This is a genomic window from Inquilinus sp. CAU 1745, from assembly GCF_039839375.1.
Classification (GTDB): Bacteria; Pseudomonadota; Alphaproteobacteria; order DSM-16000; family Inquilinaceae; genus JBDOQU01.
On sequence record NZ_JBDOQU010000014.1, the window covers coordinates 16,952 to 42,301 of the forward strand.

The following is a 25,350-nucleotide window of genomic DNA, read 5'->3' on the forward strand; positions in this document are numbered from 1 at the left end:
GCCTTCCCCCTGGCCGGCACTGCGTTGCCGCCACACCCCCATCTGCGGGGAGACCCCGCAACGCCCCCGAGAGGAAGAGTGCGGACGGGTTTTCCGTGACGGGATGAGGACCGGAGGAGAGGCCTCCGGCGCCCGTCGCGGAGATCATTCCAATGGCCAGGGAGCATCGAGCTGCCCGCAAGAGCGGCACGCGCACGAGCCTTTACGACGACATCACCGACAAGATCATCGCCGAGTTGGAGGAAGGCCGGGTGCCCTGGGTTCAGCCCTGGGGAACGGCGGCAGCGAAAGCGCCGCTCGCCATGCCCAGGAACGCGGCCACTTCCCGGCAGTATTTGGGGATCAACATTCTGATCCTCTGGGGCGCCGTGGTCCAGCATGGCTATCCGACTCAGCATTGGCTCACCTTTCGTCAGGCGTTGTCGCTCGGTGGCAATGTCAGGAAGGGCGAGCGCGGCACCACGGTCGTCTACGCCGACCGCTTCACCCCGGAGGATGAAAAGTGCCGTGCACGGGAGACAGGCGAAGAGGCTGCCAGCATTCCGTTCCTGAAGCGCTTCTCCGTGTTCAATGCCGCGCAATGCGAGGGCTTGCCCGAGGACATCGCCGTCGAGGCGCCGCCGCCCCCTCCCGGCACGGTCGAACCACAGGCGGAGGCGCTCATCCGGGCGACCGGCATTGATTTCCGTATCGGCGGGAACCGCGCCTATTACGTCCCGGCACATGACTATGTGCAGGTGCCGCCGCCGCAGGCCTATTTCGAACCGATCAACTGGCATCGGACGGCCCTGCATGAACTTGGACACGCCACGGGGCATGCTTCGCGGCTCGGCCGCGATTTCTCGGGCAGCTTCGGCACCAGGAAATACGCCTTCGAGGAACTCGTCGCGGAGATGAACGCCGCCTTCTGCTGCGCCTCGCTCTGTATCGTGCCGACGGTGCGCCATGCCGATTATATTGGCTCCTGGCTTGAGGTAATGCGCGAGGATTCCCGGGCCATCGTGCGTGCGGCCAGCCAAGCGAGCAAGGCGGCCGACTGGCTGTTGTCCCATCTGCCGGAGGGCGACGTCGATGCGCGACAGCAAACTGCGATCGAAGGGAGGGCTGCGGCATGATCCTCCTGACTGATACACAGCGCACGCAACTTCTCGCCAATGGTCGCCAACCGGATGTCGACCACGTCCCCATCGTGAAGTTCTTCAATCCGTTCGGCGCCGGCGTCTGGCTCGCGACCGAACTGGAGGCGAACGGCGACACCATGTTCGGCCTTGCCGATATCGGCTATCCCGAGCTGGGCTCTTGGAGTTTCGAGGAATTGCGCTTTATCCGGCTGCCCTTCGGCACGGGGATCGAGCGGGATCTTCTCTTTACCGGCGACTTCCCGATCTCGGTCTGGGCCGACGTAGCACGGCAGACCGGCAGCATCCGCGATGCCGAGCGCCTGCTTTACCGCTTGGGTCGCCCCTTGACCCGGAAATCCTCCGACACGGAGACCCGGCGTTCCTGATTTCCGGGTTTCAGGCTTTACGGTCCTGCGTCGCTCTCTTCAGAGGAAGAGGGCGGCGCTTCGCTTCGTGACGGGCTGGTTGCCGGAGAGAGAGGCTCCCCGGCGTCCGTCATGGAGTAACTGACATGGCCACTGCCACTCAGAAGATCACCCTGTCGTCCTCGCGCGACATTCCCTTCAGCAAGCTGGTGCTCAGCCAGTCCAATGTCCGGCGCGTGAAGGCCGGCATCTCGGTCGAGGAACTGGCCGAGTCCATCGTCCGCCGCGGCCTAATCCAGTCGCTGCATGTCCGGCCCGAACTTGATGCCGAAGGCAAGGAGACCGGCCTCTTCGAAGTCCCTGCCGGCGGCCGCCGCTACCGGGCGCTGGAACTGCTGGTCAAGCAGAAGCGCCTCAACAAGACCGCGCCGGTGCCCTGCATCGTCTCGGAAGCCGGAGACGACATTCTGATCGACGAGGTCTCGCTCGCCGAGAACATCGAGCGCGCGCCGCTCCATCCTCTCGACCAGTTCCGCGCCTTCCACGCGCTTCGCGAAAAGGGCATGAGCGAGGGAGAGATCGCCGCGGCGTTCTTCGTCGACGCCAAGGTGGTGAAGCAGCGTCTGCGCCTGGTCTCCGTCTCGCCCGCGCTGCTCGAGGTCTATGCCGAGGACGGCATGACGCTCGAACAGCTAATGGCCTTCACCATCTCCGAGGACCACGCACGGCAGGAACAGGTCTGGGAGACGATCAAGGATAGCTGGCAGAAGGAGCCCTATACCATCCGGCGCCTCCTGACCGAAACCACGGTGCGCGCCTCCGATAAGCGGGCGCTCTTCGTCGGCATCGAGGCGTACGAGGCGGCGGGCGGCCATGTGCTGCGCGATCTCTTCCAGCAGGACGATGGCGGCTGGCTCCAGGATCCTGTGCTGCTCGACCGGCTGGCGGGCGAGAAGCTGAAGGTCGAGGCGGAGACGATCGCCGCCGAGGGCTGGAAGTGGATCGAGATCGCGGCGGATTTCCCCTATGGCCATACCAGCGGGATGCGGCGTCTGAGTGGCGCCACCGTCGACCTGACCGATGACGAACGCGCCGAGCGGGAGAAGCTGCGGGACGAGTTCGACGAGTTGGAGGCTCAGTATGCCGAGGCTGACGAACTGCCCGACGAGGTGGATGCACGGCTTGGTGAGATCGAAGAGGCGCTGGAGGCATGCGAAACCCGGCCGATGCGCTATGACGCGGACCAGATGGCCAAGGCCGGCGTTTTCGTCAGCATCCGCCACGACGGGCAGCTTGCCGTCGAGCGTGGCTATGTCCGTCCCGAAGACGAGGTGGTGGAAGGCCAGGAGGGCGATGATGCCGATGGCACGTCTCCCGAAGGCGGCGAGGACGGTAACGTCCAGCGGGCCGTCATCACCGTCGGTGGCACCTCGGCGGAGACTGATGAGGAGGATGAGGTCGAAACCATCCGGCCACTACCCGACCGCCTCGTCAGCGAGTTGACCGCACATCGCACCCTGGCGCTCCGGGATGCCGTGGCGACGAACCCGCATGTAGCGATAACGGCTCTGCTGCATCGGCTGGTCACCGATTGCTTCCTGCCGCACTCCACCAGGGGGTGCATTGAGGCCCATGTCCGGGAGGTTCATTTCCCGGCGCAGGCAGAGGATCTGGGCGAGAGCGCTTCAGCCCTTTCTATCGCCGACCGGCACGAACGCTGGGGTGATCACATCCCGGCCGACGATGCGGCGCTCTGGGACTGGCTCGCCGATCAGGACGACGACACCCGCATGGAGCTGCTCGCCCATTGCGTCAGCTTCGGCGTCAACGCGCTGCACGAGAAGCCCAACCCCTTTAGCGGTATGGGCGTCAGCCAACATGGTCTCGACGTGCGTCTGTCCCAGGCCGACCGGCTGGCGCGAGCGACCGGTCTCGACATGGTGGCCGTGGGCTGGCGGCCAACCGTCTCCAACTATCTCGGCCGCGTGACCAAGCCCCGGATCATCGAGGCGGTGCGCGAAGGCGCCGGCGAACGGGCGGCTCAGCTCATCGATCACCTGAAGAAGGGCGATATGGCCAAGGAGGCCGAGCGGCTGCTGGCCGAAACCGGCTGGCTGCCGGAGCCGCTGCGTATGGTGGATCCCGATGCCGAGGTTGATGCGGCTACCGAGACCGAGACGGAGGCGGACGATCTGCCCGAGTTCCTCGCCGGGGATAGCGAGGACGACGATGTCACCGAGGACGAAGACACGCAGAGCATGGTCGCGGCGGAATGACGTCCACGCGGAGTGGCCAGCGTCGCCCCGCATTTTTTCCTCAACTTCAGGAGGCCAACATGACCCTGAAACGCGACACGCCGAACCGGCGCATCGTCTTTTCCTATCTCGTCCCGGTTCATGTCGAGGTCGAGGACGGCATCGTCGCCGATGTCGTCGTCATCGACGAAACCCCGATCCGCGATCCCACGCTGATCGAAGGTGACGGTGACCTGTTTGCCCAGGCCGTAACCGACGCCAATGACGGACAGGCATGGCCGTCCTGGCGCTTCGGCTACTGATCCCATTTCCGTTTCCGCAACTCGCCCGGTCCCTGTGACCGGGCTTTTTCTTTGGAGATACCTCATGCCGGCAAACCTAGACATCGACCAGATACTCAGGGAGGACCGTGCCAACCCGCCATCCGAACGCACGCTGCCCTGGGAGGAAACGCGCGACGGCGTCATGGTGGTCGTGGAACCGAAGCCGCATTGGGCGGAAGACAGGCGCGCCTTCCGTCTACGCGAATACTGCCGCTATGCCGATTGGGCCGCATACGGCAGTCGTGCCCGGTTCTACGGTCATATCGACACCTGTGGCGATGACGTGATGATGAAGGCCCGCGTCATGATCGCCCGCGAAATCGCCGATGGGCTTTGGGGCTGAAGGTCAGTCGAGGCGGTCCGGCTCCATGCGGATGACCTAGCATCGAACGATATGGGTCCAGTTCCAGCTTCACCATGATGCCGCTAAACTTGTCGGGGGTAGCGGGTTCCAATCCGACCTGAGCGAACACACTCCTGATGCCAGCATAGCGACAGGCTGGCGCGGTGAAGCATCTGCGACGGGATATCCGGCACCTGCCAGAGGCAAAGCACCACCCCCGCTTCCATTCGCAAACCTTGGTCTGATCCGTCTCTTGGGCATTCAACCCCGGAGGGGTCGGCTTACGCACGCGTGCCGCCCTCGCGGATTCGGGACAAGCCCGAACGCACGAGGGTGAGTGCAGGTCCGGTCAGACACTTCGGGCGCCTGTCGCGCGGGGGATGGTCCCCCGCCTCCAGAGACAGGAGCCAATCCCGATGTCCTATGCAGATGCCACCGCCTTCGCCGCCAGTCTCGCCGCCACGCTGATGGTCTCGATCGTCGTGTTCCAGGCCGGGGACGGAACCCACGGCGCCATGCCCGCCAACGAGTTCGATGGCGACGACGATATGGTGGAGTTGGAACTGGACCCATGGGCCTGAGGCGCGAAAGCGCCTCATCCCCCACGGCCCGGCGCGCGGCAAACCCGCGACCGGGCCTTCAGCGCTGCGAGGAGGCCCATCGCCGGCAGCGGAACCGGGGCGTGCCCCGGTCAGAGAGGAAGAGTTCGGCCGTTCGGTCGTGACGGGTTGGTTGCCGGAGGGAGAGGCTCACCGGCGCCCGTCATGGAGCGATCCCGATGACCTTTTCCCACCCTGACGCCTTCCGCCCGATTGGTCAGATTCTTGCGACCGAAATGCTGCCCGCGCTGCACCGCGCCCAGAAGCTGCCGTTGCGCATCTCCTGCATCGGTACAGCCAGCTACGTGGGTGGTGACGAGGCCGGCAGTTTCGACCGCACTATTGTGCTTGAAGAATGCCCGACGCCAGAAGAGGCCATGCGTGTCGCATCGCTGCGCCTGTCTCGGGGCGACATCTGCACCGGGCCGGGCAGCTTTCCGCATTTCCGCCCGCGCATCATGCTCATCCAGGATCGTGATCACGGCCTAGTCCTCTCAGGCGCCGTCCGTGCCGGTGTCATCTTCTGGCAGCAACCCGTCGCCACCGACGCCGAAGCTCGCCGGGTCGTGACCGAGGCCAGCGCTCTGCGCGGAATGGCCTTCCGCACACCCGACCCCGCCGAGGCCCGCACCCTGCGCTATCGCGCTGCCACGCTTGAAACCAGGCTGGTCGATCCATTCTGGCGCGAGACCGCCGCCGAGCTGCTGCGCCTGCCACAGGCGGCCTGATCTCTCGCCAACTTTTCATCCATCTCGCCCGGTCACGCGCCGGGCCTGCCATGCCCGGAGATTTCCATGCCTGACATCATTGAAACCACCGTCTACCGCCTTGACGAACTCTCAGATGCGGCGAAAGAGAAAGCCCGCGCCTGGTATCGCGAGGGCGGCTTCGACTACGACTGGTACAGTGCGGTCTATGAGGATTTCCAGCGCATCGCGGAGATCCTCGGCCTGGACTTCAAAACCCGCCCCGTCCAGCTCATGGGCGGCGGCACCCGCCACGAGCCCTGCATCTGGTTCCGAGGCTTATGGAGCCAGGGCGACGGCGCTTGTTTCGAAACCCGGTATTCCTACCAGAAAGGTGCGAACCGCCGGATCAGGGAATACGCGCCGCAGGACACCGAACTGCACTGCATCGCCGATGCCTTGCAGGCGATCCAGCGACGCAATTTCTACCAGCTTCGCGCCGAGGCCAGCCATCGCAGTCACTATTATCACGAATATTGCATGGCGATCTCGGTCGAGCGCGACAGTCCGACATATCAGGACATGACGGCAGACGCCAAGGATACCGTTGTCGAGGCGCTGCGCGATCTCGCGCGCTTGCTCTATCGCCAGCTTGAGCGCGAATACGACTACCTGTCTTCGGACGAGGCGGTGGATGAAACCATCATCGCCAACGACTATACCTTTACCGGGTCCGGTCGCCGCTTCGGGTGATCGGAAAGCGCCCCACCGTCAGGTCGGGGCGCTTTATTCATGTCGCCATATCCAGAGGAAGAGGCCCGCCGGGACGAGGTGAGTCCGGGCGGTTGAGAGAGAGCGCCGTCCAGGCTTGTCCGTTCCCGCTCTCCCGAGGTTCCCGACATGAACATCGTGTCTCCCGTGGCCGAGCCGGCCACGCCGCTAGCGGCTGCGCCCGCGATCCTCGCTGCGGCCAATCTCCTGCTTCCCCATCTCGAACGCGGCCAGCGCGTCGATACCGCGACTCTGCGCGGTGCGATGGAGACCGCCTTCGGCGTTTCCGATGCGACCGGCGCATGGGACTGGAAGCTGGCCTATGAGGCTTGCGAGGTCGCCACGGTCCTCTTCCTGCGCAAATACGGAAAGGCGCTTTTCCGTAAAGCCGTATCTCCAACTACACGGCTCGATCCGTTGGCGAAGATCGCGGGATTGCTGCCGACGCAAACCCGGCGCTCCGAGGAAAGCCAGAGCTTCCAGCAATTCAGCACGCCGATCCCGATGGGCCTCGCGGCTTTGTCGGCGGCTGCGATCATGCCGGACGATGTGGTGCTGGAACCCTCGGCCGGCACCGGCCTCATGGCGATACTGGCGCAGATCGCCGGCAGCTCGCTGATCCTCAACGAATTGGCTGAGACCCGCGCCGATCTTCTATCCTCCCTCTTTCCGGCCTTTACCGTCACCAAGTTCGACGCCGCGCAGATCGACGACCATCTGGCGCCGGGTACTGTCCCGTCTGTGGTGCTGATGAACCCGCCATTCTCGGTCATGGCCAATATCAGCGGCCGTGCCGCCGATGCCGCATACCGACATGTCGCCTCGGCGCTGACCCGTCTTACTCCCGGCGGGCGGTTGGTCACGATCACCGGGGCCAACTTCGGTCCCGAGACCCTGGCCTGGCGCGATGCCTTCATCCGCTTGCAGGAACGCGGGCGCGTGATCTTCACCGCCGCCGTCGATGGCGCGGTCTATGCGAAACACGGCACCGCCATCGACACGCGGCTGACCGTCATCGACAAGCTGCCCGCCGATGATCCGCCCGTCTTCCCGGCATCGCCGGGCATCGCACCCGATGTCGCCACGCTGCTGGGGTGGATAGAGGCACAGGTGCCGCCGCGTCTCCCGGTGTCTCTGCCGAAGGAACCAAGCTCCGTTCCGGCGACTGCGCCGAAGACGGTGCGCGGCTATCTCGCCCGGGCGGTTACCACGCGGCCGGTTGCGGCTCCGGACAGTGACCCCGATGGCGTGGAACTGGCTTACGAGACGGTGGACTGGACGCCGCCCGAGGGCGCGCGCCTCTCGGATGCGATCTACGAGGAGTATGCGCTGCAATCGCTGCGCATTCCGGGCGCTAAGCCGCATCCGACGAAGCTGGTGCAATCCGCCGCCATGGCCTCGGTCGCGCCGCCCAAGCCCTCCTACCGACCCATGCTACCCGCCGACATCCGCGAGCGCCTGTCGGACGCCCAGATTGAGACGGTGATCTATGCCGGGGAAGCCCATGCCGATCACCTCGCCGGCGCATGGACCGTGGACGAGCATTTCGACAATGTGAGTGTTGCACCCGAAGATGCGGCAGGCGCTGCCCGGTTCCGTCGGGGATTCATGCTCGGTGACGGCACCGGCGCGGGCAAGGGCCGCCAATCGGCCGGGATCATCCTCGACAACTGGCTGCGCGGACGCCGCAAGGCGGTCTGGATCTCCAAATCCGACAAGCTGATCGAGGATGCGCAACGCGACTGGTCGGCGCTTGGCATGGAGCGACTGCTGGTCACGCCGTTGTCGCGCTTCCCTCAGGGCAAGCCGATTACGCTCACGGAAGGCATCCTTTTTACCACCTATGCCACGCTACGCTCCGATGACTGTGGCGAGAAGGTTTCGCGCGTCAAACAGATCGTCGATTGGTTGGGCAAGGACTTCGATGGGGTCATCATCTTCGATGAGAGCCACGCGATGCAGAATGCCGGTGGCGGCAAGGGGGACCGCGGCGATATCGCCGCCTCGCAACAGGGACGTGCGGGCCTGCGACTCCAGCACGCTCTGCCGGACGCGCGCGTGGTCTATGTCTCGGCGACCGGGGCGACCACGGTTCACAATCTCGCCTATGCCCAGCGGCTCGGCCTCTGGGGCGGCGAGGATTTCCCTTTCCAGACCCGCGCCGAGTTCGTCGAGGCAATCGAGGCCGGCGGCGTGGCGGCCATGGAGGTGCTGGCCCGCGATCTGCGTTCCCTCGGTCTCTATACCGCGCGCTCGCTCTCCTATGATGGCGTCGAATATGAACTGGTCGAGCATCCGCTCAGCGACGAGCAGCGCCGCATCTACGATGCTTACGCGGCCGCGTTCGCCGTGATCCATGGGAACCTGGACGCGGCAATGGAGGCCGCCAATATCACTGGCAGCGAGGGCACGCTGAACCGGCAGGCCAAATCCGCGGCCCACTCCGCCTTCGAGAGTACCAAGCAGCGCTTCTTCGGCCACCTGCTGACCAGTATGAAGACGCCGACCCTGATCCGGTCCATCGACGCTGATCTGGAGGCGGGCCACGCCGCCGTGATCCAGATCGTTTCCACCGGTGAGGCGCTAATGGAGCGCCGGCTCGCCGAGATCCCGACCGACGAATGGAACGATATTTCCGTCGATGTCACGCCGAGGGAGTATGTAGGCTCGTATTTGCAGCATTCCTTCCCGGTGCAGCTCTACGAGCCTTTCACCGATGGCGAGGGCAACCTGTCGTCACGGCCGGTTTTCCGGGACGGTCAACCGGTCGAAAGCCGCGAAGCCGTGGCGCGGCGCGACGAAATGCTCGAACAGCTCGGCTCGCTGCCGCCGGTTCCGGGGGCGCTCGACCAGATCGTGCAGCGCTTCGGCACCGATCTGGTGGCAGAGGTCACGGGTCGCTCGCGCCGTATCGTACGCAAAAGTGATCGGCTTGCGGTCGAGAACCGCGCGCCCTCGGCAAATCTCGCCGAGACCTCGGCCTTTATGGACAACCAGAAGCGCATCCTGATCTTCTCGGATGCGGGTGGAACCGGGCGCAGTTATCATGCAGACCTCTCGGCGCGGAACCAGCGCCTGCGGGTGCATTACCTGCTGGAACCCGGCTGGAAAGCCGATGCCGCCATTCAGGGGCTCGGGCGCACCAACCGCACCAATCAGGCGCAGCCGCCGCTGTTCCGACCCATCGCCACGGATGTGAAGGCCGAGAAACGGTTTCTTTCGACCATCGCCCGCCGCCTCGATACGTTGGGCGCGATCACGCGCGGCCAGCGCCAGACCGGCGGTCAGGGCCTGTTTCGGCCCGAGGACAATCTTGAGTCGAGCTATGCCCGCGATGCGCTGCGCCAGCTCTATTTGCTGATCGTGCGCGGCAAGGTCGAGGGATGTTCGCTCGAGCGGTTTGAATCCGCCACCGGCCTGAAGCTGATGGACAGCAATGGTGTGAAGGACGATCTGCCGCCGATCACCACCTTCCTCAATCGCCTCCTGGCGCTGACCATCGAGCTTCAAGGCATCCTGTTCTCGGCCTTCGAGCACTTGCTGGAAGCCCGGATCGACGGGGCGATTGCGTCGGGCTCCTATGACATGGGCCTGGAAACGCTCAGGGCCGAAAGCTTCATCGTCACCGATCGTCAGGTGATCCACACCCATCCGGGCACCGGCGCGGAAACGCGGCTGCTGACCCTCACCGAGCGCAGGCGCAACCAGCCGGTGACGCTGGATGCCGCGCTGGTGGAACTCGACGATCCGCGCGCAAAGCTGCTGGTCAATGAGCGGTCCGGTCGGGCGGCGGTGCAGATCCCGACCACCAGCATCATGCTGGACGATGGTGAGATCGAACGGCGCATCCGGCTGATCCGCCCGATGGAGGCCCAGAACATGCCCGTCCGCATAATGGACGAGACCCATTGGGTCGAGGCTGATCGCGCCGCGTTCGCCTCGGCCTGGACGGCGGAACTGGTTGAAGTGCCGGAGTTCACTGACAGCATCCTGCATATGGTGACGGGGTTGCTCCTGCCGATCTGGAAGCGCCTGCCGCAGGAGTCGTCCCGCGTCTATCGGCTCCAGACCGATGAAGGCGAACGGATCATCGGTCGCCGCGTCTCGCCCGCATGGGCGGACAATGCCTCGGCCAGTGGGGGCACCGCCAGCATTGCGCCGGACGCCGCCTATGCCGCGCTGCTCGAAGGCCGGACGATCCTCGATCTCGCCGAGGGGCTGCAATTGCGCCGCTCCCGCGTCATGGGCGCAAACCGGATCGAGCTTTCCGGGTTTTCCGACACGATGCGCGATCGGCTTCGCGCCTATGGGCTCTTCAGCGAGATCATCTCGTGGAAGCTGCGCTTCTTCGTGCCGGTGGGGGCATCCGGGCCGGAGATTACGGCCAAGCTCCTCGACCGTTTCCCGGTCGAGCGCATCGGTGAGCGGGAGGCAGCGTAATGGCGCGTCTCAATGCTTCGGAGCTGGCGCAGCGTCTCGGTCAACAAGCCGAGGCGGTGTGCCGCCGCTATCTCTCGAACGGGCGCAAGCAGGGCAACTACTGGCAGGTCGGCGATGTGCAGAACAATCCGGGCCGCTCCATGTTCGTGCGCCTGACCGGGCCGGAATCAGGCAAGGGCGCGGCTGGCAAATGGACCGATGCACAGAGCGGGGAGCATGGCGATCTGCTTGACGTGATCGGCGAAAGCCTCGGTCTCATCGACTTTGCGGACGTTGCCGAGGAAGCCCGACGCTTCCTCAGTCTGCCGCATCCCGAACCGGAGCCACAGTCCCGCAAGCCCCGAACACCGCCAGCACCATCCGGATCGTCCGCGGCGGCCCGCCGCCTCTGGCGCATCACGCACCCGCTTATCGGCAGTCTCGCAGAGACGTATTTACGCGGTCGCGGCATTGCGGATTTACGCGGAACAGCAAATCTGCGTTTCCACCCGAACTGCTACTGGCGGCCCGAGGGCCATGGGCCGACCGAGACATGGCCTGCCATAATCGCGGCCGTCACCGACCTCAATGGCAAGATCACCGGCGCGCACCGCACCTGGCTGACCCGCGACGGCTCCGGTAAGGCGCCTGTCGATCCGCCGAGGAAGGCGATGGGAGACCTACTCGGACACGCCGTTCGTTTCGGGGAAGCGCAGGATGTCATGGCGGCAGGAGAAGGCATCGAGACCATATTGTCCCTGCGACAGGCTTTGACAATAATGCCAATGATCTCCGCACTCTCGGCCGTGCATCTCGCCGCCATCCTGTTCCCGCCGAATTTGCGCAGGCTCTATATCGTCCGCGACAACGATCCGGCTGGCGACGTCGCGCGGGATAGCCTGGTGGACCGGGCCATCGAGGCCGGCATCGAGGCGATCACGCTCTCGCCCATGATGGGGGACTTCAACGACGATCTCGTCGCTCGAGGACTGGAAACACTTCGGGCACAAATCCGGGTGCAGATCGTCCCCGAGGACGTCAGCCGCTTCATGGCCCTGACGCCATAGCCAGCACTGGGGCCGCGATCGGGCAGGATCAATCCTGTCATGCGCAGAGGGAGGCACCTCCATCGGCAGATGGGCCGCGCCTTGGCCTTCTCAGAGGGCGAGCGGCCCACAAACGCTCCGGTCAGGCAATGGCCGCGTCCGGCTAATTTCCGTCGCCCCTTCGGGGCTTTACAGCGCGAAACAAATTAGCCGGACCCGTCCATCAAGGCCCTCGCAAAGGGCTCGGGCTGCCAGACCGAACCGCCCGTGGGCTTTCGTCGCCATGAAGGCCGCGACGGTCGCGGTCCAGCCGACGGAGCATCCCATGTACGCCCATGACGATTTTGAACCCGATCACAGCACGTCCCCGACCGGCCATGTCATCGAAGACCTCGAACTCTATGGCTACCGTCCCGCCGAGGATGAGGCCGATCCCCGGATCATGCCCGAAGATACCGCCATCCAGACCGCGGTAGCCGACATCTTCGACGCCTTGATTTCCACCATGGCCGATACCAGCCTGGATTCCGACCTTGATGAGATCATGTGGTCCACCGTTAACACCTTCCACCGCGCCGTGGAGCGGATCGAGCGCAAACTCGACGACAACGAGCAGACACAGAGGCGCCTTCAGCGCGAACAGGATGGCAGCGAGGTCAAATCCGTCCAGCTCGAAACCCTGATCGGCATCGGCCAGAGCCTGATCGAGCGCCGCGACAGCATGGAGACTTTCAGGGACACCGCCGCCGAATTCTACCTGCGCACCACCGGCACGCCCTGGTCGCCGCGCTCCGGTTCACGGGTCAACCATCGCCAGATGACATCGGCCATGATCGACAGCCGCGATTTCATCGCCGCCAAACGCCGCGCCGAAAACGAGGTGCTGCTGCCCGCCGGGCCCAAGATCGCCTTCTCGGGCGGGGACACCACCGAACACCGGACGATCTGGGCCAAGCTCGATCAGGTCCATGCCAAGCACCCGGACATGGTGCTCTTGCATGGCGGATCGTCGAAAGGCGCCGAGCGCATTGCCGTCACCTGGGCCAATAACCGCAAGGTGCCGCAGGTCGCCTTCAAGCCCGACTGGACGAAGCACGCCAAGGCCGCGCCCTTCAAACGCAACGACCAGATGCTAAGCACCATGCCGATCGGGGTCATCATCTTTCCCGGCACCGGCATCCAGGACAACCTGGCCGACAAGGCCCGCAAGATGGGCATTCCGGTCTATCGTCTGGCGGAGGGCAGCGCGTGAGCGCTGCCAGCCAGCAATCGACAAATTGGCCCGCGCGCCAACGCGCATGGCGTCTCGCCATTCCGGGCAATTTCATGCTATGTTCCGCCTTGCGCCATGGTGGTGGTGGCAGGCGCGACCGTTCCACGTCAAACGGGAGTCACCACCATGTTCGTTCTCGGAATCCTTGCATCTTTTGCCGCCATCGCAGCCATGTGCTGGTTGCTGTTCAACCTGGCCGTCTTCGCGCTGCCGTTCCTCGTCGGACTTCATGCCGGTATTTGGGCCTATGGCACCGGTGCAGGCTGGCTCAGAGCAATCCTCGTCGGTGGCTTTGCCGCCGGCCTGACTCTGGCCATCGGCCAGGCGCTGATCATGCTCGTCCGCCCGCTCTGGGCGCGCTTTGTAATCGCGCTGATCTTCGTGGTGCCGGCGGCGCTGGCCGGGTTCTACGCGACCCTCGGGATCACCAGGGCCATGATGCCTTCGGAGACATGGCAGATGATCTTCGCCGTCATTAGCGCTGGCGCCGTGGGCGTTTCCGCCTTCCTCCGCATTGCCGGCATGGCCGCCGACTCCTCGGACGGATCTCCCGTGCGCGCCTGACACTGCCGATGATCCGATAAGGCGGGACCGGAACAGCGCAGGCATGCCATCCCGATCGTCAGGATGCCGGTATGGGGTGGTGTGCGGATCGGCATGAGGTCCCCGTCGCGGCAGTGGTCGTACGGTGGAGGACCAACCGTTCGCGCGGCAGACCACAGCTGTGATCGGGGGAGGCGTCGGCGGGGGCGCATGGAGAAAGATGCGCGCGGCCTGTCGCGGGTGAGCGAGCCCGCCGGTGAACAGTCGGTCAGGTTGCGGGGCATCCGCGGCCGCCATCGTCTCCGTTCCTTGCCCGTCCCGTGTCCGCTCCATACGGCCCTTTCAATGGCCTGATCTGGCCGAAGACCGGCTACCCCTCGACCGCCTTGGCGCAACAGCGCCGTCACAACTTTCTTCCCCTGGGCTGCGCCCATTCCGCGCGGAACAAGAAAGTTCTGCCTTTGCTGTCCACCCCCGGCATGCCGGGGGTGCGCCGCCGGTCGTCTCCGGCCTGTCGATCGCCATCGGGCCGCAATGGTGCGGACCCGGAAACGGAAAACGGAGACTCAAAATGGCTACCATCGGCACCTTCAAGAAGACCGGCAACGAATTCACCGGCGAAATCGTCACCCTCAGCGTCCAGGCCAAGGGCGTGCGCATCGTCCCCGACACCCGCGCCACCGGCGAGAACGCCCCCAGCCACCGCGTCCTGGTGGGCCGTGCCGAGATCGGTGCCGCCTGGTCGAAGCGCTCCAACGAGGGCCGCGACTATCTGGGCCTCAAGCTCGACGATCCGAGCTTCACCGCCCCGATCTACGCCAACCTCTTCGACGAGGAGGACGGCGAGACCTACGCGCTGATCTGGTCCCGCCCCACCCGCCGAAACGGCGAGTGAAACGCACGAAGGCTCCGGCCGCAAGGTCGGAGCCTTTCCCATGCCTGTGGGAAGCCTTTACGCCCATGGCGCCCCTATACCCGGTTTTCCGCCCGGACCCGTCCTTTCGCCGCGAACCTCATTCAGTAGAGCAAATGGCCAAGGAACCGGCCATGGGGACGCGCCGCCTGAAACAAAGAGATCGCGCGAAAGGTCGATCTACGCGCGATCCTTGGGATCGTCTAAATGCAGGGCGGGTTACCAAGAATAGCAGCATAGCTGATTATTGACCGACATTTATATATAGATCGCGGGATCACGGAAACATAGTTAAGAAGAAAATAACTATACGTGATCTGGTTACGCGAACGACGTTTCAGGTTATTCTGTCTACCTTCAGTATAGGCGCCGGCCGAAACTCTTTAGTCCGGGCGCTGTCCCGTGCGTCCGTGAGTAGGGAGGATGCGCCATGCTGAAGATCGATTGGAGGGCGCCAGCGGCTTACGTGCATACGAAGACCATCCCCGCCGCCGGTTTCGCCTGGGAATATCTCCGTCGCAATCACGACTACCGGCAGGACTTCCAGCTTCTTGTGCGGGCTAAACGGCCGAACGCAAGCGAACTGGAAGCCTTCGCTCGGCGCTGGGGGTTGCGATTTCCCGCACGACCCCGACGATCCGCCTGATCGCGATCCGCTGTTCTGGTCGCCCCGATTCCAGCCGCAGGCCATCAAACTGGTCCCGGCCGAACCGGTGGACGCGAGGAGCGACCCGACCATCGATCTCGCACATCTCGACGGTCTCGTCCTGCGCCGCGCAGCCGATGGCTGGCACGGCATCTGGCAGGTGAACGGCGTCGAACATCAATTCTGGCTGCCCGAACCCGTCCCGCATGCGGCGGCATTCTATGCTGTCACGCTGCCCCTCGACGACTTCATGGAGCTTCGCGCACATGCGGCGCGGCGCTTCTGGCGGTCCCTCAAAGGTCGCTCGCCCGGGCGGGATTTTCGCGATATCCCCGACCAGCTTCGGCAGTGGCACATTCTGTCCTTGCGTGCGCTCGACGCACGCTTGCGAGGCGAGAGCTATCGTACCATCGCCGAAGTCCTGCTCGGTTTTCGCGGCACGAAGGAGGATTTCGAGAGCGACCCGAGAAAGAGCAAGGCGCGTCGCCTTGTCGCCCACGGCAAAAAGATGATGCGGGGCGGCTACCGGCTGTTGCTGCATTATCCAATCAAGATCGGTTCTCAGGGCAACGACGGTTAGGATGAAAAAGGAGTTCTTCACAGACGACAACCGAAGCTGCGGACCTTCGCGCTCCGCGCAGCGGAGGTTCGTTTCGAGCCCTTAGCGCCCAACAATGCAGCTCCAACGCCGCAGTGCCGCGGCAACAAGGCGGCGATCACTCTTCCGGATCCTCACCGGCTACCCTTACATGCGCTGGCCCATGAACATCACTTTGGCACCCTGAGGATCGGTCGCCTGCAGAACCCATTCCCCGCTCGGCTTTTCGGTTGGGCCCATGCGAACCAAACCGCCGCCGTTTTCAACCGTCGACTTTGCGGCATCAATATCGGTGACCCAGAAAGCGAAGTTCCAGAAAGATCCGGCGTTGGTCGGCGCGTCCATCATCGCGCCCAGATCCGCATCACCATTCTTGATGAACACATACTCACCCATGTCTCCGCTCAGCGTCACCGAACCGGCCCGCTCCCAACCGAACAGCTTGCCGTAGAATTCGAGCGCCGCGTCCTGATCCGAGGTGACGAGTTCGTTCCATGAGCAGTGACCGGCCCTCCTCGGTTCAAAGGCTGTGCTGTTCCCGTCACTGTCGCCGCGCATCAGGTAAAACACCGCACCCTGCGGGTCGGCCACGAAGGCGAAGCGGCCGACACCGGGAATGTCCTGCGGTTCCATGTGGACGGTGCCGCCGAGGGCTTTCACCTTCTCGGCGGCGGCATCGACGTCCGAGACGCCGAAATAGGCTGCCCAGGCCGGCGCGAAGCAAGCGCCGTCAGGTGCCTTCATCACGCCGCCGACATCTTCGCCATCGGCTCTGAACACCCGATAGTCGCGTTCCAAGCCGCCAGGCGGCTTCGTGAAGCTCCAACCCATAATTGCACCGTAGAAATCCTGCGCCGGGTCGGGCGCGTCGGTCATAAGCTCATACCAGATTGGTGTGCCGTGGTGATTGGTCACTGAATGCTCCTTCGGATTTTCTGTGGTTCACTCAAATGTTCCTATTTTGTTCTTACCTGTCAAGGGCATGTCGGCAGTCAGCAGCCCAATCGAACATCACCGAGCAGAGTACTTTCCAAGTGCATACGCTGCGAAAGCAAAAGTCCGCTTCGTCCCGCACAGCTGACCCTAGAGGTAGCCGCAACGAATGTCGGCTTACTATCCGATCGGTCGGGCATTCGGCGCTATCGCTGTCATGTCGAATGGCTTCGGGCCAGCGAAGCGGCCATAATTTGTCGTTTCACGCCTTATTCGCCGCAGCCTGTTCCAATATTCGCTTGTATCCCTCGCGCGAAAGCCATTGCGCACGTTCAAGATGACTTAGCCAACATCGACGGGTTCGCAGTTCCTCAGCGACAGGATCGCGGTGTAGTACGATCTCGGCCACTTCCTTCCAGTCCGCACCTTCCGCCTTCGCGTCGAGCAGGCGCATATAGGTTACGAAATGCTGCTCGTCATAGGGCGTGATGACGTTTCCAGTCGGTGCTTCGTCCTCCACATCGGGATCGAGTTCGACGGGCGTTTGCATTGTCATTCCCCTTCTGCCGGGAGGAGCCTGGCTTGCGGTGCGCCCCCGCAAATGGCCCCTCTGACCTGGTGATCGGGGAGTTCGAAACCGTGACTAGACGGCCCCATGACCTTTAGGCGAGAAGCCCTGGACATGCGCCATGGGCTCCCCGACCATAAGGTCCGAGGATCGTGGTGCCGTTGCGGCCGACACCGACCGCTAGTCAGGGGTTTCGACGCCCCAGAGCAGCGCGTCTGCTCCGCGTCCAGTCTTAACCGACGCGCACCGAATTGTCTTCGCCGAATTGGCGCGAAAGGCTACGACGCGCTGAATTTCCTCATCTTTTCAATCTGATCCCCGCCCGGAAGGGGTGCCGCCAGCGCATGGGTGCAAATGCGGCACGCTACGGGCCGCCGATCCCTCGCCATGGTTCGCGATAGCCCGCCGCCGTCATCGGCAACGGAATCGATCTACGAACCGGAGGTGATCCATGGCCAACCGCCATAACGCGGACCTGCCGCCGCGCCTGCTACGCACACAGGAAGCCGCGCGCTTCCTCGGCATATCACTGCGCACCCTTGAAAAACACCGGACGTACGGAACCGGCCCGGTCTACCGCAAGATCGGTGGCCGTGTCCTTTACGCCCTCCGGGATCTGGAAGCCTGGACCGAGATCGGGGCCCGCAAGTCCACCAGCGACGAGAATGCCGGGACGGTCTTTCCCGCCCGCCCGCTGACGCCCGAAGAACGGGGCGAGCGCTGAATGCTGCGCGAGGACAACCATAACTGCACGCAGCCCGCCGGGGACAGCGAACGCAGCCGTCTCGATCCCTTCGTGGTTGCGACCGGCGACGCCGCGCCACGCGACCAGCGCGATCTGATGGAGCGGCCCTTCTTTTCGCTGGCCAAGCGGCCGCGCACGAAGCCGATCCGGTATCGAGCTGCCGATGTCGAGGTGCAGGTTTTTGCCATGCCCGAGCATGGCATGGCGACAATCTGGGATGCCGATGTCCTGATCTGGGCCGCCTCGCAGATCGTCGCGGCCGAGAACAGCGGTTTCACCACGTCGCGCTTCTTCCGCTTCATGCCCTACCAGCTCCTGCGCGCCGTCGGGCGGGCCACCGGCAACCGAGACTATCTGCTGCTCAAGGCCGCGCTTGCCCGCCTGCAATCGACCGTCATCGCCACCACCATCCGGGGCGGCCGGCATTGGCGGCGGCGGCAATTCTCCTGGATCAACGAATGGGAAGAAATGACGACCGGCAAGGGCCGCGTCGAAGGCATGGAATTCGTGCTGCCCGAATGGTTCTACAACAGCGTTGTCGACCGCTCGCTGGTGCTCACGATCGATCCGGCCTATTTCCGCCTGACCGGCGGCATCGAGCGCTGGCTCTATCGCGTCGCCCGCAAGCACGCCGGACGCCAGCCCGAAGGCTGGGCGTTCGAGTTTTCCCACCTCCATCAGAAGTCCGGCAGCCTGGCGCGACCGTCCGACTTCGCGCTCGATCTGCGCCGGCTGACAGCCCGCCAGTCATTGCCCGGCTATCGGCTCCAGATCGAATGGGAGGACGGGCGGGAACTGCTGCGTTTTCTGCCCGAAAACCTGTCCACAGTGCCTGTGGAAACGCCTGTGAATCCTATCGGGACATTAGGCGCACACAGTATCGGGACATTAGGCGCAAATCGCGCGCCAGACTCTATAGAAGAATCTAACAGAGAATCTAACTCTTCTTCTTTGACGCGCGCGCACGCGATCCGTGGTGCCGGTGCCACCCGGCGAGGTGCGCCATGATCGTCGCGTTCCTCAACCAGAAAGGCGGCGTCGGCAAGACCACGCTGGCGCTGCATCTCGCCGGTGAATGGGCCGGGAAGGGAAAGCGGGTCGCGCTGATCGATGCCGATCCGCAAGGCTCGGCTCTGGACTGGTCGGAGCGCCGCAGCCATGAGGGCTTGCCGCGCGCCTTTGGCGTCGTCGGTCTGGCCCGCGACACATTGCACCGCGAAGCGCCAGAGCTGGCCCGCGACGCCGATCATGTTGTCATCGACGGGCCGCCGCGTGTCGCCGGCCTCATGCGCTCCGCGCTGCTCGCCGCCGACCTGGTGCTGATCCCGGTGCAGCCTTCGCCGTTCGACGGTTGGGCCTCGGCCGAGATGCTGTCGCTTCTGAACGAAGCCCGCATCTACCGGCCCGAGCTGGCCGCACGGTTCATTCTCAACCGTTGCGGCGCGCGCACCGTCATCGCCCGCGAGACGGCCGAAACATTGGCCGATCACGACCCGCCGGTACTCGCGGCCACCATTGGCCAGCGCGTCGTCTTCGCCGACGCCGCGCAATCCGGCCGGCTCGCATCCGAAATCGACGCCGACTGCCCGGCCGCGCGCGAGGTCGAGGCACTGACCGACGAAATCGACCAGCTTCACATCGGGAGGGCCCCATGACCGGACGCACAGGCAAACGCGGTTTCGCATCCCGGCCGGGCGATCCCGAAAACTGGATCAAGGCGGCCGAGACGCCGCCGCACGGCAAGGCTACCGGCGAAGCGTTCACCGCGCGCCTGACCATCGACATCACGCCCGAGCTGCGCGGGCGCATCAAAGTTGCTGCATTCCGGCGCGGCATCACCGTCACCGACATGCTGCGCGATCTGCTCGCCCGCGAGTTTCCGCCGACCGATGGAGATCCGACATGACCGGCAAAGCGGCCCGCCGCATGCACGGCCGTCCGCTGCCAGACGAGCCGCCACCCTTCACCACATTGGTCGAGCTGACCTTCCAAAAGCAGAAGGTCGAGCACTGGATACGCTTCGGCGGGAAGAGCTACGAACGGATCATCGACCGCCGCCGCAGCGTTGTCGGCTTCGCGCCGAACAGCATTTTCGCCTTCGTCAGATGGGCGGCCGGCGAGCACGGCACGATCGTCTCGCGCATCGACATCGTGCGGGCCACCGACTGCGGCGAGCCGTTCCAGACGCTGCCCTTCGTTCGTCCCGGTGGTGAGATCCTGTTGCGCCTCCACAGCTGGGCGAAAGTCCAGCGCGCCCTTGCGGCCATCGACGCCGTTGAAGCGCTCGGCCTCAATGCCGTCGACGTTTCGCCAGAGCATTGGCGGCATGTCCACAACCGTCTGACCGCCGGTCTGGAGCCGCACGCCTATTCGCCCGAGCGGCATGCCGCCTGGCTTCACCGCCGGAGGATCGCCCCATGACGCGCCGCCGCATCCTCACGGTGGCGACGGTGGCCGTCATCGGCGTCGCCGCCGCAAGCGCCGCCGATTGGCCGACGAAACTCATCTGGAACGCCACGACGAGCGCACCCGTCGGCTTCTACACCATCGCGCCAGCGGACCCGATCGAGGTAACCAAACTGGTCGCCGTGATGCCGCCCAAGCGGTTCGCCCGCTTCGTGGTGCAGCGCGGCTATATCGGGCGCGGCGTGCCGCTCCTGAAGCGCGTTCTTGGCCTGCCGGGCCAGCGCGTATGCCGTATCGGCCTCACGATCACGGTTGACGGAATCGAGATGGGCGCGGCCTTGGACCGCGACCGCGCGGGCCGCGAACTGCCCGCCTGGCAGGGCTGCCGCGTGATCCGCGACGGCGAACTCTTCCTCATGAACTGGGACGTCCCAGACAGCCTCGACGGCCGTTACTTCGGACCCATTCCCGCAAGTTCCGTCATCGGCCGGGCGCAGCCGCTCTGGACCGATGAAGACGGCGACGGGCGCTTCGTATGGCGCGCCCCATCGCACTGAGCCCGCACATCCACCCCCAAGCCACGGGAGATTTACCATGCCCCAGATCGGTCAATTCACGCGCGAGGAAACGCACTTCGTCGGGCGTGTCCATACGCTTACCCTCTATCGCGAACTCACCATCGTTCCCGCCGAACAGTCGGACGCGGAGAACGCGCCGGACTATCGCGTTCATCACGGCGCGGACGATGGACCGGAGATCGGCGCAGCCTGGAAGCGGACCGGCGAGAAGGCCGGCGAATATCTTTCGGTCCTGATCGACGACCCCGCCTTGCCGCAGGCGATCCGAGCCAATCTCTTTCAAGATGGCGACGACAAAGCAGCGTGGTCGTTGCAGTGGAACCGTCCGCCTCGGCGTGGCGGAAAGGACTGAGCGATGCCGCCCTTGCGCATCCAGCTGCGTCACCGGCATGCGTTCGGGCGTCGTCGCGCCGCCCGGCGCATTGCGCTGCTTCTCCTTTCCGGCTTTCCGCTTTCGGTAGCGCCGGAAGCACCCACTTTCGCTCAGCCAGCACCGTCCATCGCCACACCCGCCAGCAATCCCTATGCGACGCATATTGCCGAGGCATCGCAGCGCTTCGGCATACCCGAGCGCTGGATTCGCGCCGTGCTGCGTGCCGAAAGCGCTGGCGACATGCGTGCGATCTCGTCGGCCGGAGCGATGGGATTGATGCAGGTCATGCCCGACACTTGGGCGGGCCTGCGCGTCCGTTATCGCCTTGGTCGCGATCCTTACGAACCGCGCGACAACATCCTCGCGGGGACGGCCTATCTGCGCGAGATGTTCGACCGCTACGGCAATGTTTCGGCGATGCTGGCGGCCTATAATGCCGGTCCCGCGCGCTACGACGACCACCTTGCGACCGGCCGCCCATTGCCCCCCGAAACGCGCGCCTATGTGTCTACCCTCGTTCCGGTTCTGGACGGTATGGCTGCCCCCGACGCGCCGCCACCACCGCCCGACTGGCGTGAAGCTCCGCTCTTCGTCACGCGCCCGACCGACGCGCGAACTGCCGCCACGCCGCCGTCCGCGGCGCGTTCGGCTGGCGCCCGTGCATCCGTTCCTGCGCACAATCCTGACGATACGGAGCCGGAAACCGACAGCCTTTTCGTGGCCCGCGCCAGCGAAGGAGAAGCCCCATGAGGATCGCGTTTCCGCGCTCGGTGTGCGCCGTTCCAGTGTCCAGTCAGGCAGGTTTGCACCTGGCTGAAATCCCTGCAGGAAAAGCGGAAAGGGCGAAAAGGAGGGAGGGCAAGATTGAAGGAACCGGCACCATGTCGGGCCGAGTTCCGAAATTGTTGTTGTCTGCACACTGGTTAGGCGGCCGTTTCCGGCACTGTTGCTTTGAGGCGGGGAGTGCCGCGATTTCGCGCAACACTTTGGCGTTGCTGGATTTTGTCCGGCACCATATCCGCCGATTGTCCGATTCTCCGCGATTTGGGCCGGAGGCGCATCCATGAGCGCCGACGACGAAAACCGCTTCCGGCCGAAGCCCGGCCGCATCCGCTCGGACACGCCGCGCGCGGGCAAGACAAAGAGCTTCCTCACGCAAGCCAAGAAGATCGCCCGGCAACAGCGCCACACCGCGCCCCGCGTCAGTTTCGGAACGGCGGTGTTCACGCCCGCAACCCCTTCCGGTTCGCATGTGGTCCTGTCGAGCGGCAAGGGCGTGAAGCGTGGGCGCGGCGCAGTCTTCGTCCGCACCCGCAATCTCGGCGGCGGCTGGCATCACCGGCAACCCGGCGCGCGCCGCGTCATGGTGCAGCAGCGCTACATCCTCCATCCCGGAAAGGGCCGGAAGGCGCAATCCCATCTGCGCTATATCCAGCGCGACGGCACCTCGCGCGACGGCGAGCGCGGTCAAGTTTATTCGCGCGGCGAGACCCAAGCCGATGGCGACGCCTTCCTTGAATGCGGCCAGGAGGACCGCCACCAGTTCCGCTTCATCGTCTCGCCCGAGGACGGGTCAGAGTTGTCGGACCTCACGGCCTATACCCGCGACCTCATGGGCCGGATGGAAGCTGATCTTGGCACGCAGCTCGATTGGGTGGCGGTCAATCACTACAACACCGGCCATCCCCATGTGCATGTCATCGTCCGGGGCAAGGACGATCTGGGGCAGGATCTGGTCATCAACGGCGACTACATCGTTCATGGTGTCCGCGAACGGGCCAGCGAGTTGGCGACGCTGGAACTCGGCCACGTCAGCGAGATCGAGCAGACCCGCAAGCTCACCACCGAGATAGATCAGGATCGTTTCACCCGCATCGACCGGGCCATTGCCGAGGAAGCCGACGGACGGTTCCTCGACCTGCGCCACGAGCCGGGGGAGCGGAAGCGGCAGTTCGAGCGCACGCTTCGCCTGCGCCGGCTGTCCAAGCTGGGGCGGATGGGCCTCGCCTCCGAACACGCCCCCGGCGTCTGGGAATTGAACGAAAAGCTGGAACCAACCCTGCGCGAACTGGGCGAACGCGGCGACATCATCCGCACCATGCAAAGATCGCTCGCCGCCGATGGGCTGGAGCGCGATCCCATGACCTTCCGCATCTATGAGGGCGCACCCGCAACACCTGTTACCGGCCGCGTTCTCGACAAATATCTCGCCAACGAGTTGGGCGACAATCTCACCGTCGTCGTGGACGGGATCGACGGGCGGACACACCACATCGCCAATATCGACCCCATGCAGTTGGAGGATGCCCGGATTGGCAGCGTCATCGAGATCGGCCGCGCCGAGGCGAATGCCCGGCCGTCCGACCGCGCCATTGTCGCCATTGCCGAGGACGGCATCTATCGACCGAGCCGCCATCTGGAGCAGGCGAAGTTCGAGGGCTGCGTTCCGGGCGGCGACTATGAGGGCTATGTCGATGCTCATGTCCGGCGGCTGGAGGCATTGCGCCGCGCCGGGATCGTCGAGCGGATCGACGCCAACCAATGGCGCATCCCCGACGATTTCGAGAGCCGCGCCGCCGCCTATGACGCCGGCCGCACCCGACAGGGCAGCGTTCGAGCCCTGTCGGCCTTCGACCTTGAAAAGCAGATCGGCGCGGACGGCGCCACCTGGCTCGACAGGCAGCTGCTATCCGCCGACGCATCGGATCTCGCCCCGGCCGGTTTCGGCCAGCAGGTGCGCGAGGCGATGGACCAGCGCCGCGAACATCACATCGACCACGGCGACGCCGTGCGCCAGCAGGACGGCCGAACCTTCTATCGGCGCAATCTTCTCGCGACGCTGCGCGAGCGCGAGGTTGCCAGCGTTGGCGCGGAGATCGCCGCGAACAAGGCGCTGCCGTTCCGGGCGGCCACGGACGGCGAGAGCGTCAGCGGCAAGTTCACCGGGACCGTGCAGCTATCGAGCGGCAAGTTCGCCATTGTCGAGAAGGCGCACGAGTTCACCCTTGTCCCGTGGCGGCCGGTCATCGACCGCCAACTCGGCCGCGAGGTCATGGGCGTCGTGCACGGCGGTTCGGTGTCGTGGCAATTGGGGCGGCAGCGAGGTCTGGGGCGGTAACCTGCTTCACTGTTCAGTCGTCTAGAAAGCCTGGTGCTTCATCAACGCCGTCACTGAGCAAGGTGTGGCATCACCGCCTCGAAAATCAGCATGGCGCTATCGATCGTCTTCATAATCCGTTTTCTCGGGAAACCATCTCGTGCCTGGATCGAGAGGCCCTGCAGGAAAGTCGTGTAGAAATCCGCGAGCATCTCCGGGTCTGCATCCGGTCTGATCTCACCACTCTCTCGGGCCTTTTGGAGACGGCGCAGGATGACCGCGTGCCGGGCACGCCTTTGCGACGACAGCCATTCAGCGACCGCCTCATTCTGTTTCGCGCACTTGGGCGCCGACAGCACGACCATACAGCCACGCGGGTTTCCTCGCTGCGTGAACAGGGTTGCAGCATCCACGAGCATACGTCGGATGGCATCGCGCGCCGTGGGTTCCTCCGCTAGGGCACGCGCGGCAAAACCGCCTTCATGGGCGTCATAATCAGCGACGGCCTCGTGGAACAGAGCTTCCTTTGACCCGAAGGCGGCATAGATGCTCGCCGAGGCTATCCCCATCGCCTCGACCAAGTCTGACATCGACGTGCCTTCGTAGCCGCGCGCCCAAAAGGCGTCGCGCGCCCTGCGCAACACCTGCTCACGATCGAAGGCTCTTGGTCTTCCTGCCATGCGCACTCTTTCTGGAATGATCAACCAATAACCCTCTTGACAGCGAAAGGCAAGCACCTATTCTTTGAC

27 protein-coding genes are annotated in these 25,350 nt (G+C 64.5%); 24 read left to right on the plus strand and 3 right to left on the minus strand.

Features of this window, described 5'->3' with window-relative positions:
- Window positions 1-152 precede the first annotated feature (152 nt).
- The 14 genes from AAFN89_RS15485 to AAFN89_RS15550 all read left to right on the plus strand — a co-directional run bounded on the left by AAFN89_RS15485 (window position 153) and on the right by AAFN89_RS15550 (window position 15,883).
- Entirely contained in the window at window positions 153-1,115 is a 963-nt protein-coding gene (locus AAFN89_RS15485) for a zincin-like metallopeptidase domain-containing protein (protein ID WP_347540013.1), read from the plus strand.
- Complete coding sequence (locus AAFN89_RS15490; protein ID WP_347540015.1) at window positions 1,112-1,507, plus strand: DUF2958 domain-containing protein; 396 nt, start codon at window positions 1,112-1,114, stop codon at window positions 1,505-1,507. Before AAFN89_RS15485 ends, AAFN89_RS15490 begins: the two co-directional genes overlap by 4 nt.
- Before the next feature lie 125 nt (window positions 1,508-1,632).
- Complete coding sequence (locus AAFN89_RS15495; RefSeq protein ID WP_347540016.1) at window positions 1,633-3,762, plus strand: ParB/RepB/Spo0J family partition protein; 2,130 nt, start codon at window positions 1,633-1,635, stop codon at window positions 3,760-3,762.
- A gap of 59 nt (window positions 3,763-3,821) precedes the next feature.
- Window positions 3,822-4,043 carry a hypothetical protein gene (locus tag AAFN89_RS15500; protein ID WP_347540017.1) on the plus strand — a complete coding sequence of 74 codons (222 nt, stop codon included), beginning with the start codon at window positions 3,822-3,824 and terminating at the stop codon, window positions 4,041-4,043.
- Between the two features lie 64 nt (window positions 4,044-4,107).
- Window positions 4,108-4,407 carry a hypothetical protein gene (locus AAFN89_RS15505; protein WP_347540018.1) on the plus strand — a complete coding sequence of 100 codons (300 nt, stop codon included), beginning with the start codon at window positions 4,108-4,110 and terminating at the stop codon, window positions 4,405-4,407.
- A gap of 416 nt (window positions 4,408-4,823) precedes the next feature.
- Complete coding sequence (locus AAFN89_RS15510; RefSeq protein WP_347540019.1) at window positions 4,824-4,988, plus strand: hypothetical protein; 165 nt, start codon at window positions 4,824-4,826, stop codon at window positions 4,986-4,988.
- A 197-nt stretch (window positions 4,989-5,185) separates the two neighbouring features.
- Entirely contained in the window at window positions 5,186-5,734 is a 549-nt protein-coding gene (locus AAFN89_RS15515; RefSeq protein ID WP_347540020.1) for a hypothetical protein, read from the plus strand.
- A 66-nt stretch (window positions 5,735-5,800) separates the two neighbouring features.
- Window positions 5,801-6,445 carry an antitoxin of toxin-antitoxin stability system gene (locus tag AAFN89_RS15520; RefSeq protein WP_347540021.1) on the plus strand — a complete coding sequence of 215 codons (645 nt, stop codon included), beginning with the start codon at window positions 5,801-5,803 and terminating at the stop codon, window positions 6,443-6,445.
- Window positions 6,446-6,592: 147 nt separating this feature from the next.
- Window positions 6,593-10,903 carry a strawberry notch-like NTP hydrolase domain-containing protein gene (locus AAFN89_RS15525; RefSeq protein WP_347540022.1) on the plus strand — a complete coding sequence of 1,437 codons (4,311 nt, stop codon included), beginning with the start codon at window positions 6,593-6,595 and terminating at the stop codon, window positions 10,901-10,903.
- Window positions 10,903-11,949 carry a toprim domain-containing protein gene (locus AAFN89_RS15530; RefSeq protein WP_347540023.1) on the plus strand — a complete coding sequence of 349 codons (1,047 nt, stop codon included), beginning with the start codon at window positions 10,903-10,905 and terminating at the stop codon, window positions 11,947-11,949. The genes AAFN89_RS15525 and AAFN89_RS15530 overlap by 1 nt, the downstream gene beginning before the upstream one ends.
- A 304-nt stretch (window positions 11,950-12,253) precedes the next feature.
- Entirely contained in the window at window positions 12,254-13,180 is a 927-nt protein-coding gene (locus AAFN89_RS15535; RefSeq protein ID WP_347540024.1) for a DUF2493 domain-containing protein, read from the plus strand.
- 147 nt (window positions 13,181-13,327) lie between these two features.
- Window positions 13,328-13,765: a hypothetical protein gene (locus tag AAFN89_RS15540; protein WP_347540025.1), complete on the plus strand. Its 438-nt coding sequence runs from the start codon at window positions 13,328-13,330 to the stop codon at window positions 13,763-13,765.
- A gap of 550 nt (window positions 13,766-14,315) precedes the next feature.
- On the plus strand, window positions 14,316-14,639 hold the full coding sequence (locus AAFN89_RS15545; protein ID WP_137387915.1) for a DUF736 domain-containing protein: 324 nt from the start codon (window positions 14,316-14,318) through the stop codon (window positions 14,637-14,639).
- A gap of 569 nt (window positions 14,640-15,208) precedes the next feature.
- Window positions 15,209-15,883, plus strand: coding sequence for a DUF2285 domain-containing protein (locus AAFN89_RS15550; RefSeq protein WP_347540026.1), 675 nt, complete (start codon window positions 15,209-15,211; stop codon window positions 15,881-15,883).
- 165 nt (window positions 15,884-16,048) lie between these two features.
- Here AAFN89_RS15550 and AAFN89_RS15555 read toward each other — a convergent pair whose 3' ends face one another.
- Both AAFN89_RS15555 and AAFN89_RS15560 read right to left on the minus strand, forming a co-directional pair.
- Window positions 16,049-16,816 carry a VOC family protein gene (locus AAFN89_RS15555; protein WP_347540027.1) on the minus strand — a complete coding sequence of 256 codons (768 nt, stop codon included), beginning with the start codon at window positions 16,814-16,816 and terminating at the stop codon, window positions 16,049-16,051.
- A 280-nt stretch (window positions 16,817-17,096) separates the two neighbouring features.
- Entirely contained in the window at window positions 17,097-17,384 is a 288-nt protein-coding gene (locus tag AAFN89_RS15560) for a DUF2285 domain-containing protein (RefSeq protein WP_347540028.1), read from the minus strand.
- 469 nt (window positions 17,385-17,853) lie between these two features.
- Between AAFN89_RS15560 and AAFN89_RS15565 the strand changes: the two genes are divergently transcribed.
- From AAFN89_RS15565 to AAFN89_RS15610, 10 genes are all read left to right on the plus strand, one after another.
- Window positions 17,854-18,126 (plus strand): helix-turn-helix domain-containing protein, encoded by a 273-nt coding sequence (locus AAFN89_RS15565; protein ID WP_347540029.1) that lies wholly within the window; start codon window positions 17,854-17,856, stop codon window positions 18,124-18,126.
- On the plus strand, window positions 18,127-19,155 hold the full coding sequence (locus AAFN89_RS15570) for a replication initiator protein A (RefSeq protein ID WP_347540030.1): 1,029 nt from the start codon (window positions 18,127-18,129) through the stop codon (window positions 19,153-19,155). It abuts the gene before it with no gap.
- Window positions 19,152-19,802, plus strand: coding sequence for a ParA family partition ATPase (parA, locus tag AAFN89_RS15575; protein WP_347540031.1), 651 nt, complete (start codon window positions 19,152-19,154; stop codon window positions 19,800-19,802). Before AAFN89_RS15570 ends, parA begins: the two co-directional genes overlap by 4 nt.
- Window positions 19,799-20,053 carry a hypothetical protein gene (locus AAFN89_RS15580; RefSeq protein ID WP_137387923.1) on the plus strand — a complete coding sequence of 85 codons (255 nt, stop codon included), beginning with the start codon at window positions 19,799-19,801 and terminating at the stop codon, window positions 20,051-20,053. The genes parA and AAFN89_RS15580 overlap by 4 nt, the downstream gene beginning before the upstream one ends.
- Window positions 20,050-20,568 carry a DUF2840 domain-containing protein gene (locus AAFN89_RS15585; RefSeq protein WP_347540032.1) on the plus strand — a complete coding sequence of 173 codons (519 nt, stop codon included), beginning with the start codon at window positions 20,050-20,052 and terminating at the stop codon, window positions 20,566-20,568. The genes AAFN89_RS15580 and AAFN89_RS15585 overlap by 4 nt, the downstream gene beginning before the upstream one ends.
- Entirely contained in the window at window positions 20,565-21,110 is a 546-nt protein-coding gene (traF, locus tag AAFN89_RS15590; protein ID WP_347540033.1) for a conjugative transfer signal peptidase TraF, read from the plus strand. The genes AAFN89_RS15585 and traF overlap by 4 nt, the downstream gene beginning before the upstream one ends.
- A gap of 37 nt (window positions 21,111-21,147) precedes the next feature.
- Window positions 21,148-21,483, plus strand: coding sequence for a DUF736 domain-containing protein (locus AAFN89_RS15595; protein WP_347540034.1), 336 nt, complete (start codon window positions 21,148-21,150; stop codon window positions 21,481-21,483).
- A 12-nt stretch (window positions 21,484-21,495) separates the two neighbouring features.
- Window positions 21,496-22,254, plus strand: coding sequence for a lytic transglycosylase domain-containing protein (locus AAFN89_RS15600; protein WP_347540035.1), 759 nt, complete (start codon window positions 21,496-21,498; stop codon window positions 22,252-22,254).
- Window positions 22,251-22,571, plus strand: a complete 321-nt coding sequence (locus tag AAFN89_RS15605) for a hypothetical protein (protein WP_347540036.1) — start codon at window positions 22,251-22,253, stop codon at window positions 22,569-22,571. Before AAFN89_RS15600 ends, AAFN89_RS15605 begins: the two co-directional genes overlap by 4 nt.
- Before the next feature lie 929 nt (window positions 22,572-23,500).
- Window positions 23,501-24,622: a DUF3363 domain-containing protein gene (locus AAFN89_RS15610; protein ID WP_347540139.1), complete on the plus strand. Its 1,122-nt coding sequence runs from the start codon at window positions 23,501-23,503 to the stop codon at window positions 24,620-24,622.
- Window positions 24,623-24,672: 50 nt separating this feature from the next.
- On the opposite strand, the gene AAFN89_RS15615 is transcribed toward AAFN89_RS15610, so the two are convergent.
- Window positions 24,673-25,281, minus strand: a complete 609-nt coding sequence (locus AAFN89_RS15615) for a TetR family transcriptional regulator (RefSeq protein WP_347540038.1) — start codon at window positions 25,279-25,281, stop codon at window positions 24,673-24,675.
- Between the last annotated feature and the right edge of the window lie 69 nt (window positions 25,282-25,350).

Coding starts and splice junctions, on each gene's coding strand:
- AAFN89_RS15570 (WP_347540030.1), top strand. CDS start 18,127: ATGCTGCGCGAGGACAACCATAACTGCACGCAGCCCGCCGGGGACAGC.
- parA (WP_347540031.1), top strand. CDS start 19,152: ATGATCGTCGCGTTCCTCAACCAGAAAGGCGGCGTCGGCAAGACCACG.
- AAFN89_RS15490 (WP_347540015.1), top strand. CDS start 1,112: ATGATCCTCCTGACTGATACACAGCGCACGCAACTTCTCGCCAATGGT.
- AAFN89_RS15530 (WP_347540023.1), top strand. CDS start 10,903: ATGGCGCGTCTCAATGCTTCGGAGCTGGCGCAGCGTCTCGGTCAACAA.
- AAFN89_RS15580 (WP_137387923.1), top strand. CDS start 19,799: ATGACCGGACGCACAGGCAAACGCGGTTTCGCATCCCGGCCGGGCGAT.
- AAFN89_RS15610 (WP_347540139.1), top strand. CDS start 23,501: ATGGGCCTCGCCTCCGAACACGCCCCCGGCGTCTGGGAATTGAACGAA.
- AAFN89_RS15520 (WP_347540021.1), top strand. CDS start 5,801: ATGCCTGACATCATTGAAACCACCGTCTACCGCCTTGACGAACTCTCA.
- AAFN89_RS15595 (WP_347540034.1), top strand. CDS start 21,148: ATGCCCCAGATCGGTCAATTCACGCGCGAGGAAACGCACTTCGTCGGG.
- AAFN89_RS15535 (WP_347540024.1), top strand. CDS start 12,254: ATGTACGCCCATGACGATTTTGAACCCGATCACAGCACGTCCCCGACC.
- AAFN89_RS15485 (WP_347540013.1), top strand. CDS start 153: ATGGCCAGGGAGCATCGAGCTGCCCGCAAGAGCGGCACGCGCACGAGC.
- traF (WP_347540033.1), top strand. CDS start 20,565: ATGACGCGCCGCCGCATCCTCACGGTGGCGACGGTGGCCGTCATCGGC.
- AAFN89_RS15605 (WP_347540036.1), top strand. CDS start 22,251: ATGAGGATCGCGTTTCCGCGCTCGGTGTGCGCCGTTCCAGTGTCCAGT.
- AAFN89_RS15525 (WP_347540022.1), top strand. CDS start 6,593: ATGAACATCGTGTCTCCCGTGGCCGAGCCGGCCACGCCGCTAGCGGCT.
- AAFN89_RS15615 (WP_347540038.1), bottom strand. CDS start 25,281: ATGGCAGGAAGACCAAGAGCCTTCGATCGTGAGCAGGTGTTGCGCAGG.
- AAFN89_RS15515 (WP_347540020.1), top strand. CDS start 5,186: ATGACCTTTTCCCACCCTGACGCCTTCCGCCCGATTGGTCAGATTCTT.
- AAFN89_RS15500 (WP_347540017.1), top strand. CDS start 3,822: ATGACCCTGAAACGCGACACGCCGAACCGGCGCATCGTCTTTTCCTAT.
- AAFN89_RS15505 (WP_347540018.1), top strand. CDS start 4,108: ATGCCGGCAAACCTAGACATCGACCAGATACTCAGGGAGGACCGTGCC.
- AAFN89_RS15510 (WP_347540019.1), top strand. CDS start 4,824: ATGTCCTATGCAGATGCCACCGCCTTCGCCGCCAGTCTCGCCGCCACG.
- AAFN89_RS15540 (WP_347540025.1), top strand. CDS start 13,328: ATGTTCGTTCTCGGAATCCTTGCATCTTTTGCCGCCATCGCAGCCATG.
- AAFN89_RS15545 (WP_137387915.1), top strand. CDS start 14,316: ATGGCTACCATCGGCACCTTCAAGAAGACCGGCAACGAATTCACCGGC.
- AAFN89_RS15565 (WP_347540029.1), top strand. CDS start 17,854: ATGGCCAACCGCCATAACGCGGACCTGCCGCCGCGCCTGCTACGCACA.
- AAFN89_RS15585 (WP_347540032.1), top strand. CDS start 20,050: ATGACCGGCAAAGCGGCCCGCCGCATGCACGGCCGTCCGCTGCCAGAC.
- AAFN89_RS15560 (WP_347540028.1), bottom strand. CDS start 17,384: ATGCAAACGCCCGTCGAACTCGATCCCGATGTGGAGGACGAAGCACCG.
- AAFN89_RS15495 (WP_347540016.1), top strand. CDS start 1,633: ATGGCCACTGCCACTCAGAAGATCACCCTGTCGTCCTCGCGCGACATT.